The following is a 16,395-nucleotide window of genomic DNA, read 5'->3' as shown; positions in this document are numbered from 1 at the left end:
GGCAAGCCAACGGCTGTGGCCAGCAGACTCTGGGACAGGTTCATGGCATCCCCGCCGGCAGTATCACCGTGCGGCCAATCTGCGCCACGTCGACGGGCAGCAGCACGGCCAGTCCCAGCAGGAAGGAGCCCGTGGCGAGGCCGAGCACCGCAAGCTGCTGGTAACGGGGCACCTGCTTCTTCGGCGACCAGCCGGATGCGGCGGGCTCCATCGCACGCACGACCACCATGAAGACGTAGACGCTCGTGAGCAGGCCGCCGAGCAGCATCACCAGCGCCCACCACCATTGCCCGGTCGCCAGCGCCGCCGACATCAACAGCCACTTGGCCAGAAAGCCTCCCGAAGGCGGCAAGCCGATCAACGTGGCCCCGGCCAGCGCGAATGCGGTCAGCGTCATAGGCAAGGCGCGCGCCGCGCCACGCAGGTCGGCCAGACGGTCGTGACCCAACGTGCTATAGATCAGACCGGCCGCGAGGAACATGGCCGCTTTCGCGCTCGCATGCGAGACGGCCTGCAACAAGCCGCCCGTGACGGCTCGGGCGCTCTCATGCTGCGCGGCGAGCGGAAACAGCAGGAACAGATAGCCGATCTGGGCAACCGTTGAATACGCGATCAGGAGCTTCAGGCGCACCTGGCGCAGCGCCACGACGTTGCCGAAGAGGATAGCCATGGCGCCCAGGCCCGCAAGCAGTTGCGCGACGGACCCGCTCACCATGCCACCGAAGACATCGACCCACAACCGCACCACCACGAACCACGATCCCTTGATGACCAATGCCGACAGCAGCGCGCTCGCGGCGGCAGGCGCACCCGCGTGGGCAGGCGGCAACCACAGATGCAGCGGGAACAGCGCGGTCTTGGCAAGCATGCCAGCGGTCATCAAGGCCACCGCCGTCCACGCTAGCGGGCCGGGAGCGATCCTCCGGGCCAGCAGCGCGATGTCCAGCGTGCCATACGCGCCGTAAAGCAGGAATACGCCCAGCAGATACAGCATCGAGCCGATCAGCGCATATAGCAGATAACGCAACGCCGCTTGCAAGGTTTCGGCGCGACCGTCCAGTGACACCAAAGGGACGCCGGCAAAAGTCAGCAGTTCGAGCGCGACGTAGAGCGTAAAGATGTCGCCGCTCACGAACACCAGATTGAGCGCGCCCCATACCGCTAGCAGCAGTAGCCAGAAGGCCAGCGGCGCGCGCGCCTCGCGCGTGCCGGCCGGCGTGCCGAAATCGCCGTTGGCGTATATGGCCACCGCGCCAACCACCACGGCAACCACCAGCATCATGCAGACCGATAGGCCGTCCGCGCGGAGCATGACGCCGAGCGGCGGCGCCCAGCCGCCGAGCGCATAGCGCAATGCGTCGCCCGAGACCAGCAGCCTGGCCGCGATCTCCAGCACGATGCCTATGCCGAAGACGATCGTTACCCACGCTACACGTTGCGCGTGGCGGCCACCTGGCGTCAACCCGGCCAGCATGCCGGCAAAAGGCAATAGCACGGCGAGCGCCAGCAGCAGGCCGCCCGGCGTCGATTGCCCTGTGAGCGCCAGCGTCGTCACCTGGCCTCCGCATTGGTGCGCGCCTCGCCCGGCGCTGCATCGCCGTCCGCCGAAAGCGAATTCGTGCCGGTTTCCGCAAACCGGCGCAGCATGAGTCCGACCGCGAGCGCGGAAGCGGCGAACGATACGACGATCGCCGTGATCAACAGCGCCTGCGGCACCGGATCACCGGACATGCCGGCGCCCGCGCCACGCTGCGCGATCACGGCACAGGCCAGAAAACCGCCATTGCCTATGAGGTTGAAAGCCAGCACCTTGCGCAAGGGCTGCGGGTTGACGATCAGGCCATACACGCCCAAACCCACCAGAGCGGCGGCGGTCAAGCCGAACAGGTGCGAGACGTTCATGGGCGCACCTCCGGCCGCTGCGGCGGCCCGACAAGCAGGAGTACCAGGGTCACGGCAAGCGAAGGGAGCAGCGCGGCTTCGATGATGATGATCCACAGCTTCGCCCACCCATCGGGGTACGCCAGAAACGCCCCGGCCATGACCGCGCCAAGCAGGCCCAGCGCGATGAAGACAGCCGGTCCGAGAATCAGCACGGCGCGCAACCAGCGCCGGCTGACCGCAGGCGCGTCGCGCAGACCGGACATCATGACGAGCAGCCACATTGCCGCAATCACCGTGGCGCCCTGAAATTTGCCGCCCGGATGATCGGCGCCGACCCAGAAAATGTAGATGCCGATTACGACGCCTATCGGCGGCAATACTCGCGCCAGGTACACCAGAATGTCGTTGGGGCCGACCACCTGCGCCAGTCCCGGCCTGCCGCCCCAACAGCGGTCCGGCGCCAGCGACCAGACGCCGACCACGCCGAACAGCAGCACGATCGCTTCGAGCAGCGTGTCGATCGCGCGGAACGACAGCAGGACCGCCGTGATCGGGTTGCCGACGCCTGTTGCCTGAATGTGCCGCGCCACCTCGGGCGCGAGTGTCGGCGCGGGGTCCGGCAAGCGCAGCAGGCACAAGGCGATCACGACGGCCACAGCCGCGGCGGCGACGCCGGCCGCAACACGCATTCCGAGGCCCGGCGTTTCGGCTTGGGCAGCCGCTTCGGTTGGACGCAGCCGCGAAGCCGCGCGGATCAGCAGCGCGCCGGTCAAGCCCGCGCCGATGGCCGCCTCGGTCAACGCCACGTCGACTGCGCGAAGCACCAGCCAGGCGAGCGTGAGCAGCAGGCCGTAAGGAATGAACCCGGCGACCGCAGCGAACGTATCGCGCACAACGACAGTCCAGAGCGCGAGCGCCAGCAACAGAATCCCGATGCCGACGGAGATGGCGGAGATCACGTGCGTTTCTCCTGCCGGCGCGCGGCGCGCGCGATGAGCTGCGACACATCGGACGACGTCAGCATCACCAGCAGCCAGACCACGATCAGCTTGAGGGCGACCACGATATGACCGGCCTGGGGCAACAGCCCCACCACCACCATGCCGAGGCCCAGATTATCGGCCTTGGTGAGCGCATGCAGCCGCGTGTACGTGTCCGGGAACCGCAACAGCCCAACCGTGCCGGCCACGAAGAAGAAGAGGCCGGCCAGCATGGCAATGATCGTAAAAACGTCGGCTGCGATTTTCATTTCCGGTCCTCATTCGCGCTATCGCCTTCTGACTGGAGATCGGCCTTCACGAAGGCGACCGAAGCGAACGCCGCGAGCACGGCAAGCGTCAACGCGACATCCACGACCGAATCCACGCCGGTTGCCGTGCCGACCAGCAGCAGCGCCGCAATCCCGCCCGTGCCGAACAGTTGCGCGGCCATCATGCGGTCGGCGCGCGTGGGCCCGCGCAGCACGCTCAGCAACCCCACGGCCACCATTAGCAGCACCAATGCACAGACGGCGATCAGCACGTCAGCCATGACGTTCACCGCTGACCAGCGCGCCGGCGAGGCACCGCTCCTCGTCCGCCAGTTGCTCGGCGATCGGCTGCGAGATGTCGAGGCAGTGGTAGACGAGCCCGTCCGCGGTCTCGCCTACCGGGAGCGAGCCCGGCAAGAGGCTCGTGATGATGGCGAAACCGTTGCGCGCCGTCCCCGGCGGAAAGCCGGTTCGATAGACAACGATCCCCGGCTGCAAAGGCAGGCGCGGGTCCAATGCGCGGCGCGCCACGTCGATGCCCGCCAGCACGGACTGCGCGAGAAAATGCGGCGCGAAAACGAGTAAAGCCCCCAGGCGCAACCGTCCTGCGGCGGGAGGAAGCAGACGCAGGCTCATCTGCGTCGCGACGATCGTCGCGATCAGGCCGCATGCGAGATCGGCCGGCTTCACGCTCGGCATCAGGATGAACCATATCGCCAGAAAACACAGCGCGCGGGTCAGCCCGACGCGCCAGTGCGAACGCCAGTCGAGCAGGAAAGCACGCAGCGGCGATGAGCTCATCAAAGAGGCGCCTCCTTCAGGGAAGACGCGCCGGGCCGGTCTTCCTTGCTGAACACCACCATGTACAGGGCGGGCAGAAACACCAGCGTCAACAGCGTCGCCACCAGCAATCCGCCCATGATCGCGAAGGCCATCGCGCCCCAGAACACCGTGGGCGCAATCGGGATCAGGCCGAGCACGGTCGAGATCGAGGTCAATATCATGGGCCGTATGCGCGAAGTGCCCGAGGCGACCACGGCCTCCAGTACGCCCATGCCCTCGTGGCGATAGGTCTCGATCTGCACGATCAGGATCAGGCCATTTTTGGCGATCATGCCGATCAACGCGAGAATGCCCAGAATGGCGACGAAGCCAAGCGGCCGGTTGAAGACCAGCAGCGCGAGCACCACGCCTATCAGGCCCAATGGCATGACCGAAACCACCATGGCGAGGCGTCGGAAGCTCACCAGCAGCACCATCATGGTCGTGAGCATCAACACGATCATGACCGGGACCACGGCAAACACCGATGCCTGCGAGATCGCGCTTTCCTCGAATATGCCGCCAGTCTCGACCCGATAGCCCTTGGGCAGCTTCGCATTGAACTCGACGAGTTTCGGCGCCAGGGTCGCGACGACTTCGTCGGGCAGCCCGCCATGCATCACGTCGGCTCGAACCGTGAGCGTCGGTACGCGGTTTCGCCGCCATACCAGCGGCGACTCCTGTTCCTCCGTGAACGTCGCGAACTGGCTGAGCGGAACCATCCGGCCGCTCGGCGTGGGCACCTGCAAAGTGCCTAATGACTGCACCGTCAGTGGCTGTTCCTCCTGCGCTCGCGCCACGACATTGACGAGATAAATATCGTCGCGTATCTGCGTGATCGGCGTGCCGGTCACGACGGTGTTCATGATGGCGGCCAGCGCAGCGCTGCTCACGCCGAGTTGGCGCGCTTCATCCTGGTTGATGTGAATGCGGATCTGCCGGGCCGGCTCCATCCAGTCGAAGTTGATATGGCGCGTGCGCTGGTCCGCACCCACGATACCGGCGAGATCGAGTGCGACTCTGCGCACCTGTGCCGGATCGGGTCCCGAGACGCGATACTGCAGCGGCCAACCCACCGGCGGCCCCAGTTCCAGCGGCGACACCCGAGCCACGATGCCGGGAAACTGGTCGCTCAGCACCTTCTCCAGTTTCAGTTGCAGCCGGTCGCGCGCCTCCAGATTTTTCGCCACCACGATGATCTGCGCGAAAAACGGATTGGGCAACTGGACATTGAGCGTGAGAATAAAGCGCACCGCGCCACGCCCTACATAGCTGCTGAAGTGATCGACATCGGGATCGCTTTTCAAAATCGCTTCGATGCGCTCGACCTGCGCCTCGGTGGCGTGGATCGACGCGTTCTGGCGCAAGGTCAGATCCACCGTCAACTCGGGACGATCCGACGCCGGGAAAAACTGCTGCGGCACGAAGCGAACCAGGAAAATCGATACCACGAACGCAGCCAGCGTAACGGCAATGGTCAACCACCTCATGCGCAGCGCGCCGCGCAGGAAGCGGTCATACGCCATGAGCATCTTGCCGGGCTTCTGCGGCTCCTTGCCTGCCTTGGGTGCCTTCAGGATTGCCTGACCCACCAGCGGCGAGAAAATCACGGCGCCGAACCACGACACGAGCAGTGCGATCGCGACCACCGCGAAAATGGAAAACGTATACTCACCAGCCGAACTCTTTGCGAAGCCAATCGGCACGAAACTCGAAATCGACACGAGCGTGCCGATCAGCATCGGCGCGGCCAGGGTCCGGTATGCGAACGTCGCTGCCTGATCTTTGCTGTCCCCCGCGGCGAGCCGGTTGATCATGGCGTCGACCGTGGTCATGGCGTCGTCGACCATCAGCGTCAACGCGATGATCAGCGCCCCCAGCGACACGCGGTGCAGGTCGATATGCACGACGTCCATGATCGCGAATACGATCGCCAGCGTGAGCGGAATCGACAACGCCACCACCGTCCCAGGCCTGATGCCCAGACTCACGAAACTGCACGCGAGGATGATGATGATGGCCTGCCAGAGGGACGCCATGAAGTCGTTGATGGCGACATCGACGGTCTCTGACTGATTGGCGACCAGGAATGGCTCGATGCCGGCAGGCAGGTTCGCGGTCGCGTCAGCCATCTCGGCCTTCAGGTTATGGCCGAGTGCGAGGATGTCGCCCGAATCGCGCATGGCGATGGCGAGGCCGATGGCTGGCTTGCCGTTGACGCGGAACATCGGCTGTGGGGGGTCGGCGAAGCCGCGTCTCACGGTGGCGATGTCGCCCAGGCGAACGATGCGTCCTCCCAACACCAGATTGACATTTTCGATATCGCGTTCGGAATCGAAGGCGCCCGTGACCCTGAAGAACACCCGCTCCTGCCCGGTTTGCAGGACGCCAGTCGGCCTGATGACATTCTGCGATCGCAACGCCGCGACGATGGACGGGTAATCCAGACGCAAACCCGCCAGACGCGTGGTCGAGAATTCAATGTAGATCTGCTCGTCCTGCGCGCCCAGCACCTCGATCTTCGAAACGTCCGGCACCAGCAGCAGACGCGAGCGGATCGCCTCAACGCGATCGCGCAACTCCCGCATGTTGTAGCCGTCGGCAGTAAATCCGTAGATGATGCCGAAGGTGTCGCCGAAGTCGTCGTTGAAGAACGGCCCGAGCGTTCCGGCCGGGAGCGTCTGGCGCATATCGCCCACGTTCTTGCGAACCTGATACCAGATGTCCTGCACTTCGGAAGGCGGCGTGGATTGCAGGAGATCGACAAAGATCGTCGTCTGACCCGCGGTCGTATAGCTGCGTATGCGATCCAGGTGACGGGTCTCCTGTAGCGTGCGTTCGAGCCGCTCGGTCACCTGTGAGAGCGTGTCGTCGACCGTGGCACCCGGCCACACGGCGGACACCACCATGGTGCGGAATGTGAAGAGCGGATCTTCGGCGCGCCCCAACCGAAAAAATGACAGGGTTCCCGCGGCGAGCGCAGCGATCATGAGGAACACGACCAGGGGGCGCTTCGAAAGCGCCCACTCGGATAGATTCGGGCCAATCACCTGGCTGCCTCGGTCCAGTGAATTTTTTGTCCCGGCCGTAATGCCTGCACGCCGGCAGTCACGACCACGTCGCCTGTGGCCAGGCCTTGCGATACCTGAACGCGGTCCTCGCCATACGCCTGAAGCTGCACCTCACGCGCCGAAACCGTGCCCGTCTTCGTATCGACCACCCAGACCGCCGGTTTGCCGCCGGGCTGGATTAAGGCACTCGAGGGAATTTCGATGGCGGGCGGCCGCTGGACCTTCATGTGGCCAATGACCGTGCTGCCCAGGCGCATGGTCGCGGGTGGATTGATCAATCGCACCCTGACCGCAAAAGTCCCGGTCACCGGATCGGCGCGGGGCGATACTTCGCGCACCTTACCAATGGCGGTCACCTCCGGGTTGCTGGCGAGCGCGACGACAATGTCGGGGTTTTCCGGGGCGGCGTCCTTGATTGCGGCGGGGACGTCGAACACGGCATCCACCGCGCCTTCGCGAGCGATCTGCACGATCATGCGGCCCGCCGGAACCACCTCCCCCGGCTCCGCACCGCGCGCCGTCACCACGCCCGCGACATCTGAAACCAGATCGGTATAGCTCAGGCGGTTCTGTGCGATGCTCACCAGTGACTGCGCCGAATCGACTTGCGACTGTGTGATCTTGGCCATCGCTTCGGACTGCTCAAAGGAAGCACGCGACACCGCATGTTCCGCAAGCAGATCGCGCATGCGGGTGAACATGGTGCGCGCCTCCAGGGCTTGCGCCTGAGCTGCGGCCAGTTGTGCGCGAGCGGACTCCAGGCTGCTTTCTTCGTTCATCCGGTCGAGCCGCGCCAGCACCTGGCCAGCCCTGACGCGGTCTCCGACATCGACGTTGCGCGAAACCATTCTTCCGTCGATACGGAACGACTGATTGATCTCGGCCTGTGCCTGCAGCCGGCCGGTCAAGGCGATGGTACTCCCCGCCTCCTGCTTCTCTATCCGGATTACACGTACCGGACGCACTTCTGCCACCGGCGCCTCTTCGCCCTTGCGACAGCCCGCCAACAGTGCACCTGCTGCCAATACACACAGCGTCACGGCGAAAGGCAGGGATACCGCTCGACCCGTTGCATGGTTCGCAAACACTGGCGTTTTCCTCTGGATTCCTGAACAGGCTGCCAGAATCCACCCTGATCTGATAGCGCGCCCTGTAGCAGCCCCGCTGGGCGCGCGGGTGCACTCCCCCGCAAACACCTTACGAAGGGGTGAATTCGCACGGGTGTTACGGTCGCAGGAAAACACGACGCTGAGCGGCAATATGCAAACCAGATTCGCGCCGCGCTATTGGTGCTTTATTCTCGAACCTGCCGTCGCCCCTGTATTCCGGTCGTATAGGCGTAGAGACTAGCCGATTTTTTTTAAAAGCCGTATTTTGATCCGCCATCGATAAGGGAACCGGTCTTTCCCTTCACAATATCCACTGTAATGTTGGCGACGAAACTGCAAAAACAGCCTTCTCATGAAGCACTCATGGGTCAGCGAAGACGGCACGGACGCCCTCCCTGCACTGCATTTCACGAAATTGGGGCCACGCGAGCGGAACGTGAGCGCTGCAAACATCTGGCACGCATCCCTGGTATCGGGCTTACGCCCGTAGCGGGACTTTGCCTGGCGGATACGAACATTTGCCGATGGGAATCGTAATCTATTCGCAATCCTCAAGGGCAGCGTAAGCATATTGGGAGGCCCGAGCGAGTTATTTGAGCTACAGTGCTTCTGCAGTCGACACGATCGTTGCCGTCCCGCCAAACGCTCCAGGTTTCTCTTCCTTTGCGCTTCAGCGCATGGTACTGAACCCGGACTAGCCGAAGATATTGCGCCATGCCATATTTTCCGGTCGCTTACTGTGGCCCTGCGAGTGTCCCCGACAGCTTCTGGATACGCTGGAATTTGGACCCGCTGCTACTCGCGTCGCTTGCTGCGCTCGCGTTCCTCGTAGGGCGTGGCTGGTCGGCGAATGCGCGAGCAGGCTGGGCAGCGATCGCACTGTTGGCCGTCGTATTCGTTTCTCCACTCTGCGCCCTGTCTTCGGCATTGTTCTCGGCACGCGTGACTCATCACGTCATTCTAATCGCGGCTGTCGCGCCGCTGCTCGCCATTGCCTTTCCGATGCCGCGCCTCGTCTATCCCCCGCTCGCGCCGGTGGTCGCCGCGCATGCGTGCTTCATCTGGCTCTGGCATGCGCCAGGGCTCTACGCATGGGGACTTTCTACGGCACCTGCTTACTGGCTAATGCAGATCACGCTGCTTGGTAGCGCCTGGCTGATGTGGCGCGGCATCTTCGCGGCGTCCGTGCAGACAGGCGCCGCATTGATGGCGCTCGTCGCAACGATCGGGCACATGGGTCTACTCGGCGCGCTGATCGTATTCGCGCCCGTGCCGTTGTATGCCGTGCATTTCGATACCACGGCCGCCTGGGGACTGACTCCGCTCGCCGATCAGCAACTAGCCGGTCTATTGATGTGGGTGCTGGCGATGGTCCCCTATCTCGTCGCGGGGTTGCGGATCGCCTGGTCAGGCCTGCGCGTCAGTGAGCCTCATCTGTGACGACCGTTCTCAAATTCATCCATCTGGGCGCGATTGCCATTTGGTCGGGCGGCCTCATCGCGTTGCCCTTCCTGTTCGGGCAGCGCCGCGCGCTCACGGCCACCGCCGACCTCGACCGGCTGCACCGTGTCACGCGGCTGGTCTACGTGGAACTGACCTCGCCTGCCGCTTTCGTGGCGATCGCCAGCGGCACCGCGTTGATCTTTCTGCAGGCTACGTTCGTGGAATGGTTTTCCGCGAAGATGGTGCTGGTCGGCATCATGGCGATGCTGCACGTGGTGGCCGGCCTCGTGCTGCATCAACTTTATTCGCCCGACGGACATTTCAGCCGGTTCTCGGAGATCGGGCTGACCACGGCCTACGTCGTCGTCATCTTAGCGATCATCTGGGTCGTGCTGGCCAAGCCGCACATCGACTCGACCCTGATCGCCCCGCATCTGTTCGAACCCGGCGGGCTCGGCCGGTGGCTGCATCAGTCCTTCGGCGATACGAGAATACCCACGCCATGATCGAAGACGAGCTTGCCCCCATGCCAGCCGGCGAAGCCCGTCATCACCGAGGCCAGTGCCGACAGTGCAAGCCCATGCGGCAGAACCTCGTTGGGGAAAAGGAGACGCACGCCCCAGTTGGCGCCCGCGATGGCAACGAGCGTCATGGCGGCGACCGCATGGGACCAGCTCGCCTCGCGCAGCCGGATACCGCGCACGAGCAACAATTCGGCCGTGCCGACGGCGCTTGCACCCACGCCGCTCCAGAACGCGAATCCGGCGGCCCACAGACCCGCCCGCACCCAGAACGGATCGCCCGTCCACCAGTAGATCACGTCCACCCCCAGGGTAGCGACGACGAACGCGATCGGAAAATGCACCATCATCACGTGAACCGGATGACCAACGAGTGCAACGGCGGAACCCGCATCGAAACGCAGCAGTTCCAGGAGCACTTCGCTCCTGGTTTCGGCTCCGGTATCGCCTTGCTTTGCCATGACGGAAGCTCCTCGCGTCGAATGAGGGACGCCGCAAACCATCATAGCTTCTTGAGCGCATCGGTCCAAGCAGGATTGCTCCTGGCGGCAGTCGGCATCTCCGGCTGCGCCGGTCCACTTTCGGCACTGGACCCGTCAGGCCGCTCGGCGAGGTCCATCGCCGGGTTGTGGTGGGTCATGCTCGCCGGGGCGGCGGTGCTATTCGCGATGGTGCTCATCCTGTTCTGCATGGTGATCTGGCGTCCGGGCTGGGGTTCGCGGGTGTCGCCCATGCGCTGGATCGTGCTCGGCGGCCTGGTGCTGCCTGCCGTCATCCTCATCCCGCTGATCGGCTATGCACTGCTCGCGGGTGAACGGCTGCTGCCGCTGCCAGCGCTGGCACCGGTGCGCATCGAGGCGATTGCGCAGCAATGGCGCTGGACCTTCCGCTACCCGGACCAGGGCGGACTCGAAATGGAGAACGTGCTGCATATGCCGGCGGGAGTGCCGGTCGACATCGTCGTCACCAGCAAGGACGTCGTGCACGCATTCTGGATTCCGCGCCTTGCCGGCAAGATCGATGCCGTGCCGGGTCATGAAACCCGGCTTCGAATCCAGGCCGATCAGCCGGGCCAATACGCTGGACAATGCAACCAGTTTTGCGGCATCGGCCATGCTGAGATGCATTTCGCCGTGGTCGTCGACCGTCCTGAAGATTTTTCTGCTGCCGTCAAAAGCGCCGCCACCGCCGCGGAGGTGAAGAAATGAGTGTGCCCGTCGAGCCGCCTTCAGAGGGCATGAGCGCGCTACGGCTGCATCGCCAGCTCACCGCGATCTGGGCTACCGGGCCGGGTGTGCAGAAGCTTGCCGCCGTGAATCACACGGTCCTCGGTATGCGCATGATGATCACCTCGTTCGTGTTCTTCGCGATCGCTGGCGTTCTCGGCATGCTCACGCGCGTCCAGCTCGCCACGCCGCATGCGGCCTTCATGGACGTGGAGACCTACAACCAGGTCTTTACGATGCATGGGTCCATGATGCTGTTCCTGTTCGCCATTCCCATGGTGGAGAGCTTCGCGGTCTACCTCACGCCTAAGATTCTCGGCACGCGCGACTTCGCGTTTCCGCGGCTGACCGCGTACGGCTACTGGTGCTATCTGCTGGGAGGCACGATCCTGGCGATCTCGCTGATCCTGCGTAGCGCGCCGGACGGCGGCTGGTTCATGTACACGCCGCTCAGCTCGAACGTCTACACGCCCGGCATCAACGCGGACGTCTGGCTGCTCGGGATCACGTTTGTCGAAATCTCGGCGCTGTCGCTCGCAATGGAAATCGTCGTGTCGATCCTCAAGATGCGGGCGCCGGGCATGTCGCTCGATCGCATGCCGATCTTCGCGTGGTATATCCTCGTGACCGCGATGATGATGATCGTGGCCTTTCCCCCGCTCATTCTCGGCTCGATCCTGCTCGAGGTGGAACGCGCGTTCAATCTGCCGTTCTTTGATCCGACCCGTGGCGGCGACCCGTTGCTCTGGCAACATCTGTTCTGGCTGTTCGGCCACCCGGACGTGTACATCATCTTCCTGCCGATGGCGGGTGTGCTGTCGACCATCATTCCGGTTTTTGCGGGACGTCCACTCGTCGGCTACCGGGTCATCGTCGTCGCGATCATCGCACTCGCGTTCCTGAGCTTCGGCATCTGGGTTCACCACATGTTCACGGTGGGAATACCGCATCTCGCGCTGGCGTTTTTCTCGGCCGGCTCCGCGATCGTCGCGGTGCCGACTGCGATCCAGTTCTTCGCCTGGCTCGCCACGCTGTCGCACGGCAGGCCGCGCTGGGACGTGCCGATGCTGTACATCTTCGGCTTCTTCTTCGTGTTCACGGCAGGCGGGCTCACCGGTGTCATGCTCGCGATCGTGCCATTCGACTGGCAAGCGCACGATACGTACTTCGTCGTCGCACACATGCATTACGTGGTGGCAGGTGCGCTCGCGTTCCCGATGCTCGCCGCGTTCTATTACTGGCTGCCTTTGCTTACCGGACGCACGGCAGTGTACAGGCTGTCCGTACCGGCCTTCTGGCTGGTCTTCATCGGCTTCAACATGACATTCTTCATGATGCACCTGACCGGCCTGCTCGGCATGCCGCGGCGCATCTATACGTATAGCGGCGATGAAGGCTGGAACTGGCTCAACCTGCTGTCGTCGGTGGGCAGCTTCGTGATGACGATCGGCTTCGCGCTGGTCGTGATCGACATCGTCGTGCAGGTGCGCTTCGGCCGGCGCGTGCGCCGCAACCCATGGGAGTCGACCACGCTCGAATGGGCCATGCCGATTCCGCCCGCACCGTATGCATTTGCGTCGATCCCGCGTATCGATGCAGAAACGGAAGGTGTCGCCCCCGGCCTGCTGGCGACCTCGCTCGCGCGCGGCGAAGGCTATCTCGGCTTCACGCGCAATGGCTGGCAGGAAACGCTCGGCGTACACATGACTTCAGGCGAGCCCGAGCAGTTGATCGTGTTGCCGCGCGCGACCTATCTGCCGCTCGTCACCGCGCTCGTGACCTGCGCGGCCGTGCTCGCGATGCTGTTCAAGTTCTATCTGGTGTCGCTCGCGTTCGCGTTCGTGACGTTCGGCCTGTTCATCTATGCAGGACAGAGCGCAGGGCTCACACGCGACTATGGCGCGCTGCCGGTTGGCCGTGGCGTGAGCGTTCCGCCGCATACGGAAGTTTCGGGCGCGCCAGCCTGGCTCGCGCTGACCTGCACGCTGGTCGCGAACGGCACGCTCTTTACGTCGCTCGTGTTCGGCACATTCTATTTGTGGATCGCCGCGCCAAACTGGCCGGCTGCGGTGACGCCGCAACCCAGCCGCCTGCTCGCGTTCGTCACGATCGCCGCGCTGGCCATCGCGGCGGCGGCGGCGCGGGGCTCGCTGCGCGCCGCCGCCAGCGAACGCAAGCCATACACGACGATCGGCCTCACTGTGCTGGCGCTCTCCGTCGCGCTGACCGCTGCCGTCGCGCTGATCAACGGTGTCACGCCGAACCCTCGCGAACATGCACTCGGCGCGACGGCTGCGGCACTGCTCGCGTATGTCGCGGTACATGCGGGTATCGGCCTGCTGTTCCTCATCAGCAATCTGCTGCGCCTCGGCGCCGGCTTCATATCCGCACGACGCCTGACGGACCTGCGCCTCACGCGCCTCTGGGTCGACTACACGCTGGCGACGGCCATCATCGCTTTGGGCCTCGTGCTCGCGCTGCCCGGCCTCGTGGGCATGCTCGGAGCCAGACCATGAATGCGCGTCCGCTTGCGCCCCGGCGCTTGTGGTGGCTAGCTGCGGGCTTCACTGTCTGGTGCCTCGCGCTTGCCGTTCTTTACGCGCTGCATGCGATCGGCTGCGCATTCGGCTGGGCCGCCGGCCCGCTGCGCGCGAGTCTCGCGATCGTACTGCTCCTGCACCTGGTCGCGATTGGCTGGCTGTGGCGCTACCGTGCCGCGGCGCGCCGTGATCCTGGACCCGAGCGCATCAGCACGTTCATGCACTCGGTCGTTATCTGGACCCTGATTTCGGCGTTGGCGGCGACCGTCATTACCTTTGGCCCCGCACTTCTGCTCACCACGTGCATCTGAGCGGCAGGCGAGCGACGCGCGGCCTCTTTCATGCGAGAGACGGCGCCCCGGACAGCAAGACGCCCGTTTATGTCGCTGCAGAGATAGAGAGGCATTTCATGCAGTCTCGTGATCTCATACGCAGGGCCATCTGGTCCGCCATCTATCTGCTCTTCATACTCGCCCCGCTCTTCGCGTTGCTTGCAGGCACACTGCCGCCCGCGCGAAACTTCGGCACCGAGTTTTCGGTTGCGCTCGGTTACTCCGGGCTTGCCATAATGGGCCTGCAATTTGGCCTGACCGCGCGCTTTCGTCATGTAACCGAGCCATGGGGCGAGGACGTCATCTATCACTTTCATCGACGGGTTTCGCTGCTGGCAGTCGGCCTCGTCATCGTTCATCCGCTTATTCTGGTCGCCATTCGTTCCGAATCAGTCGCAATGCCAAAATCGCTCAGTGAGGTGCCGTGGGGTGCCTGGTTCGCTGTCCTCTCGATTGGCTCGCTCATCGTTCTCGTGATCACCGCTCTATGGCGCAAACAACTGAAAATCCGCTATGAGATATGGCACCTGTCTCATATCGTGCTCGCGCTGACGGCAATCGGCGCGGGCATGCTTCACATGTTCGGCTGGGGCTTCTATCTGACCGATCCATTCAAGCGGACGCTTTGGATCTGCGTTGCGATCTTCTGGATCTGCCTGCTGCTCTACGTGCGTCTCTTCAAGCCGCTTTTCATGCTGCGACGCCCCTACCGGATCTCGGAGGTGCGCACGGAACGCGGCGACACAACGACGCTCGTGATGCTGCCCGACGGCCATGCAGGCTGGCGCTTCAAACCGGGGCAGTTCGGCTGGCTAACCGTGTGGGGCGGACCATTCAGGGTCACGGGACACCCCTTCTCTTTTTCGTCGAGCGCGGAGGCGCCGGACGGCCGCGTCGAAATGACGATCCGCAATCTCGGCGACTTCACGAGTACCGTGAACAAGATATCCGTCGGCAAGCGTGTGTATCTCGATGGACCGTATGGCGCTTTCACGATCGGCAATCCAACCGATATGCATGTGCTGATTGCGGGTGGCATCGGCATCACCCCGATGATGAGCATGATCCGTACGCTCGCCGATCGCGGCGACAAGCGTCCGCTCGTGCTGATATACGGCGCGAAGACCTGGGACTCGCTCACGTTCCGCGAGGAACTGGACACTCTGAAGACTCGCCTCGATCTGCGGATTGCCTACGTGCTGGCAAATCCGCCCGATGGCTGGGACGGAGACACCGGTCGCATTGACGCGGAATTGTTCCGGCGTCATCTTCCCCCCGAGTATGCCGATCATGAATATTTCATTTGTGGGCCCGACCCGATGATGGATGCAATCGAGTCCGCGCTCGGCGAAATGAAAGTGCCGCTTTCCCGATACCATTCCGAACGCTACAGCTTCGTCTAGGAGATTTGCGATGCGTCGACTGTTGGCCAATCGCCTCGTGGTTGCGACGGGCATCATTGTGGTTGGGCTGTCGCTGCTGTTTGCGTATCTGCGGGTGACCTCTGTGCACTAGCATGACCGAACGGGTCATCGACGCGCACGCAGCCATTTTTCCCGCTCGCCCAGGCGCCGCTTCCAGTCGGGCGCAAGGCCCGGAATGGCAATCAGCTCGACCAACGTATCGATGGACGGACGATGCGACAACTGCACCTTCCAGAACTCGTCGATGGAGAAATGTTCCGTTTGCCGTTCGACGAGCGTGATGGCGTCGCCCGGCGCAATCACGCCCGGGCTTAGGACACGGTAATACCAGCCGGTGATTCGCCCCTCTGCAATATGCATCGACATGCGCTCAACGCCGAAGCGATGATTGATCTTCCAGCACGGGCTGCGCGGTTGCGAAACTTGCAGCATGGCGCTGCCGACCTCGTAGATATCGCCAATGTGCACGTTGCGTTCGGACAGACCCCAAGCCGAGATGTTCTCGCCAAGACTGCCGGGCACCAGGGCCTCTACGCACTCCGCGAACGCCTGCGCAATGCGTGCGTAATTCTCCGCCGCGTAGTGATGAACAGCCTTTTCCGGGCCGCCGTGCACGCGCGGATCGCCTTGTTCGTCGCCGACAATCCCCTGCGCTTCCACGCGCACCGGCCCGGCCATGCGCCGCTTGAAAATACCGCTGCGCTGCCCTTCGTGGTCCAGATAACCCATCCCCCCGCCGAACAGGCACTCAACGTTCGTAGTCGTCGTCATCGC

General features: G+C 63.6%; 15 protein-coding genes and 1 pseudogene. 6 read left to right on the top strand and 10 right to left on the bottom strand.

Annotated elements, in window-relative coordinates:
* Window positions 1-40: 40 nt before the first annotated feature.
* From M3I56_RS11090 to M3I56_RS11055, 8 genes and pseudogenes are all read right to left on the bottom strand, one after another.
* Complete coding sequence (locus M3I56_RS11090; protein ID WP_254353871.1) at window positions 41-1,555, bottom strand: proton-conducting transporter membrane subunit; 1,515 nt, start codon at window positions 1,553-1,555, stop codon at window positions 41-43.
* A complete protein-coding gene (locus M3I56_RS11085) occupies window positions 1,552-1,902 on the bottom strand; it encodes an NADH-quinone oxidoreductase subunit K (protein ID WP_254353870.1) in 351 nt (116 codons plus the stop codon). Before M3I56_RS11085 ends, M3I56_RS11090 begins: the two co-directional genes overlap by 4 nt.
* The gene (locus M3I56_RS11080; protein ID WP_254353868.1) at window positions 1,899-2,843 is read right to left on the bottom strand and encodes a hydrogenase subunit MbhD domain-containing protein; all 945 of its coding nucleotides are present in this window, start codon (window positions 2,841-2,843) and stop codon (window positions 1,899-1,901) included. Before M3I56_RS11080 ends, M3I56_RS11085 begins: the two co-directional genes overlap by 4 nt.
* Window positions 2,840-3,097 carry a monovalent cation/H(+) antiporter subunit G gene (gene mnhG, locus M3I56_RS11075; protein WP_375541706.1) on the bottom strand — a complete coding sequence of 86 codons (258 nt, stop codon included), beginning with the start codon at window positions 3,095-3,097 and terminating at the stop codon, window positions 2,840-2,842. Before mnhG ends, M3I56_RS11080 begins: the two co-directional genes overlap by 4 nt.
* Window positions 3,098-3,189: 92 nt before the next feature.
* Window positions 3,190-3,315, bottom strand: a pseudogene (locus tag M3I56_RS41605) (hypothetical protein); the annotation flags it as partial.
* A gap of 91 nt (window positions 3,316-3,406) precedes the next feature.
* Window positions 3,407-3,934, bottom strand: a complete 528-nt coding sequence (locus tag M3I56_RS11065) for a Na+/H+ antiporter subunit E (protein WP_254353865.1) — start codon at window positions 3,932-3,934, stop codon at window positions 3,407-3,409.
* Window positions 3,934-7,005 (bottom strand): efflux RND transporter permease subunit, encoded by a 3,072-nt coding sequence (locus tag M3I56_RS11060; protein ID WP_254353863.1) that lies wholly within the window; start codon window positions 7,003-7,005, stop codon window positions 3,934-3,936. Before M3I56_RS11060 ends, M3I56_RS11065 begins: the two co-directional genes overlap by 1 nt.
* Entirely contained in the window at window positions 7,002-8,114 is a 1,113-nt protein-coding gene (locus tag M3I56_RS11055; RefSeq protein ID WP_254353862.1) for an efflux RND transporter periplasmic adaptor subunit, read from the bottom strand. Before M3I56_RS11055 ends, M3I56_RS11060 begins: the two co-directional genes overlap by 4 nt.
* A gap of 804 nt (window positions 8,115-8,918) precedes the next feature.
* On the opposite strand from M3I56_RS11055, the gene M3I56_RS11050 reads away from it, so the two are divergent.
* Complete coding sequence (locus M3I56_RS11050; RefSeq protein WP_254353861.1) at window positions 8,919-9,575, top strand: cytochrome c oxidase assembly protein; 657 nt, start codon at window positions 8,919-8,921, stop codon at window positions 9,573-9,575.
* The gene (locus M3I56_RS11045) at window positions 9,572-10,084 is read left to right on the top strand and encodes a CopD family protein (RefSeq protein WP_254353860.1); all 513 of its coding nucleotides are present in this window, start codon (window positions 9,572-9,574) and stop codon (window positions 10,082-10,084) included. The genes M3I56_RS11050 and M3I56_RS11045 overlap by 4 nt, the downstream gene beginning before the upstream one ends.
* On the opposite strand, the gene M3I56_RS11040 is transcribed toward M3I56_RS11045, so the two are convergent.
* The gene (locus M3I56_RS11040; RefSeq protein WP_254353858.1) at window positions 10,048-10,560 is read right to left on the bottom strand and encodes a DUF2231 domain-containing protein; all 513 of its coding nucleotides are present in this window, start codon (window positions 10,558-10,560) and stop codon (window positions 10,048-10,050) included. The genes M3I56_RS11045 and M3I56_RS11040 overlap by 37 nt on opposite strands.
* Window positions 10,561-10,611: 51 nt before the next feature.
* On the opposite strand from M3I56_RS11040, the gene coxB reads away from it, so the two are divergent.
* From coxB to M3I56_RS11020, 4 genes are read left to right on the top strand one after another with little or no spacing between them, the layout of a single operon-like run.
* On the top strand, window positions 10,612-11,307 hold the full coding sequence (gene coxB, locus M3I56_RS11035) for a cytochrome c oxidase subunit II (RefSeq protein WP_254353857.1): 696 nt from the start codon (window positions 10,612-10,614) through the stop codon (window positions 11,305-11,307).
* Entirely contained in the window at window positions 11,304-13,841 is a 2,538-nt protein-coding gene (ctaD, locus tag M3I56_RS11030) for a cytochrome c oxidase subunit I (protein WP_254353855.1), read from the top strand. Before coxB ends, ctaD begins: the two co-directional genes overlap by 4 nt.
* Window positions 13,838-14,176, top strand: a complete 339-nt coding sequence (locus M3I56_RS11025) for a hypothetical protein (RefSeq protein ID WP_254353853.1) — start codon at window positions 13,838-13,840, stop codon at window positions 14,174-14,176. The genes ctaD and M3I56_RS11025 overlap by 4 nt, the downstream gene beginning before the upstream one ends.
* A complete protein-coding gene (locus tag M3I56_RS11020; RefSeq protein ID WP_254353851.1) occupies window positions 14,167-15,600 on the top strand; it encodes a ferric reductase-like transmembrane domain-containing protein in 1,434 nt (477 codons plus the stop codon). The genes M3I56_RS11025 and M3I56_RS11020 overlap by 10 nt, the downstream gene beginning before the upstream one ends.
* A gap of 126 nt (window positions 15,601-15,726) precedes the next feature.
* On the opposite strand, the gene M3I56_RS11015 is transcribed toward M3I56_RS11020, so the two are convergent.
* Entirely contained in the window at window positions 15,727-16,392 is a 666-nt protein-coding gene (locus M3I56_RS11015) for an MOSC domain-containing protein (RefSeq protein ID WP_254353966.1), read from the bottom strand.
* Between the last annotated feature and the right edge of the window lie 3 nt (window positions 16,393-16,395).

The sequence above is a fragment of the Paraburkholderia sp. CNPSo 3281 genome (assembly GCF_024206515.1).
In the GTDB taxonomy this organism is placed as follows: domain Bacteria; phylum Pseudomonadota; class Gammaproteobacteria; order Burkholderiales; family Burkholderiaceae; genus Paraburkholderia; species Paraburkholderia nodosa.
This window is presented reverse-complemented; position numbering and strand designations above follow the sequence as displayed.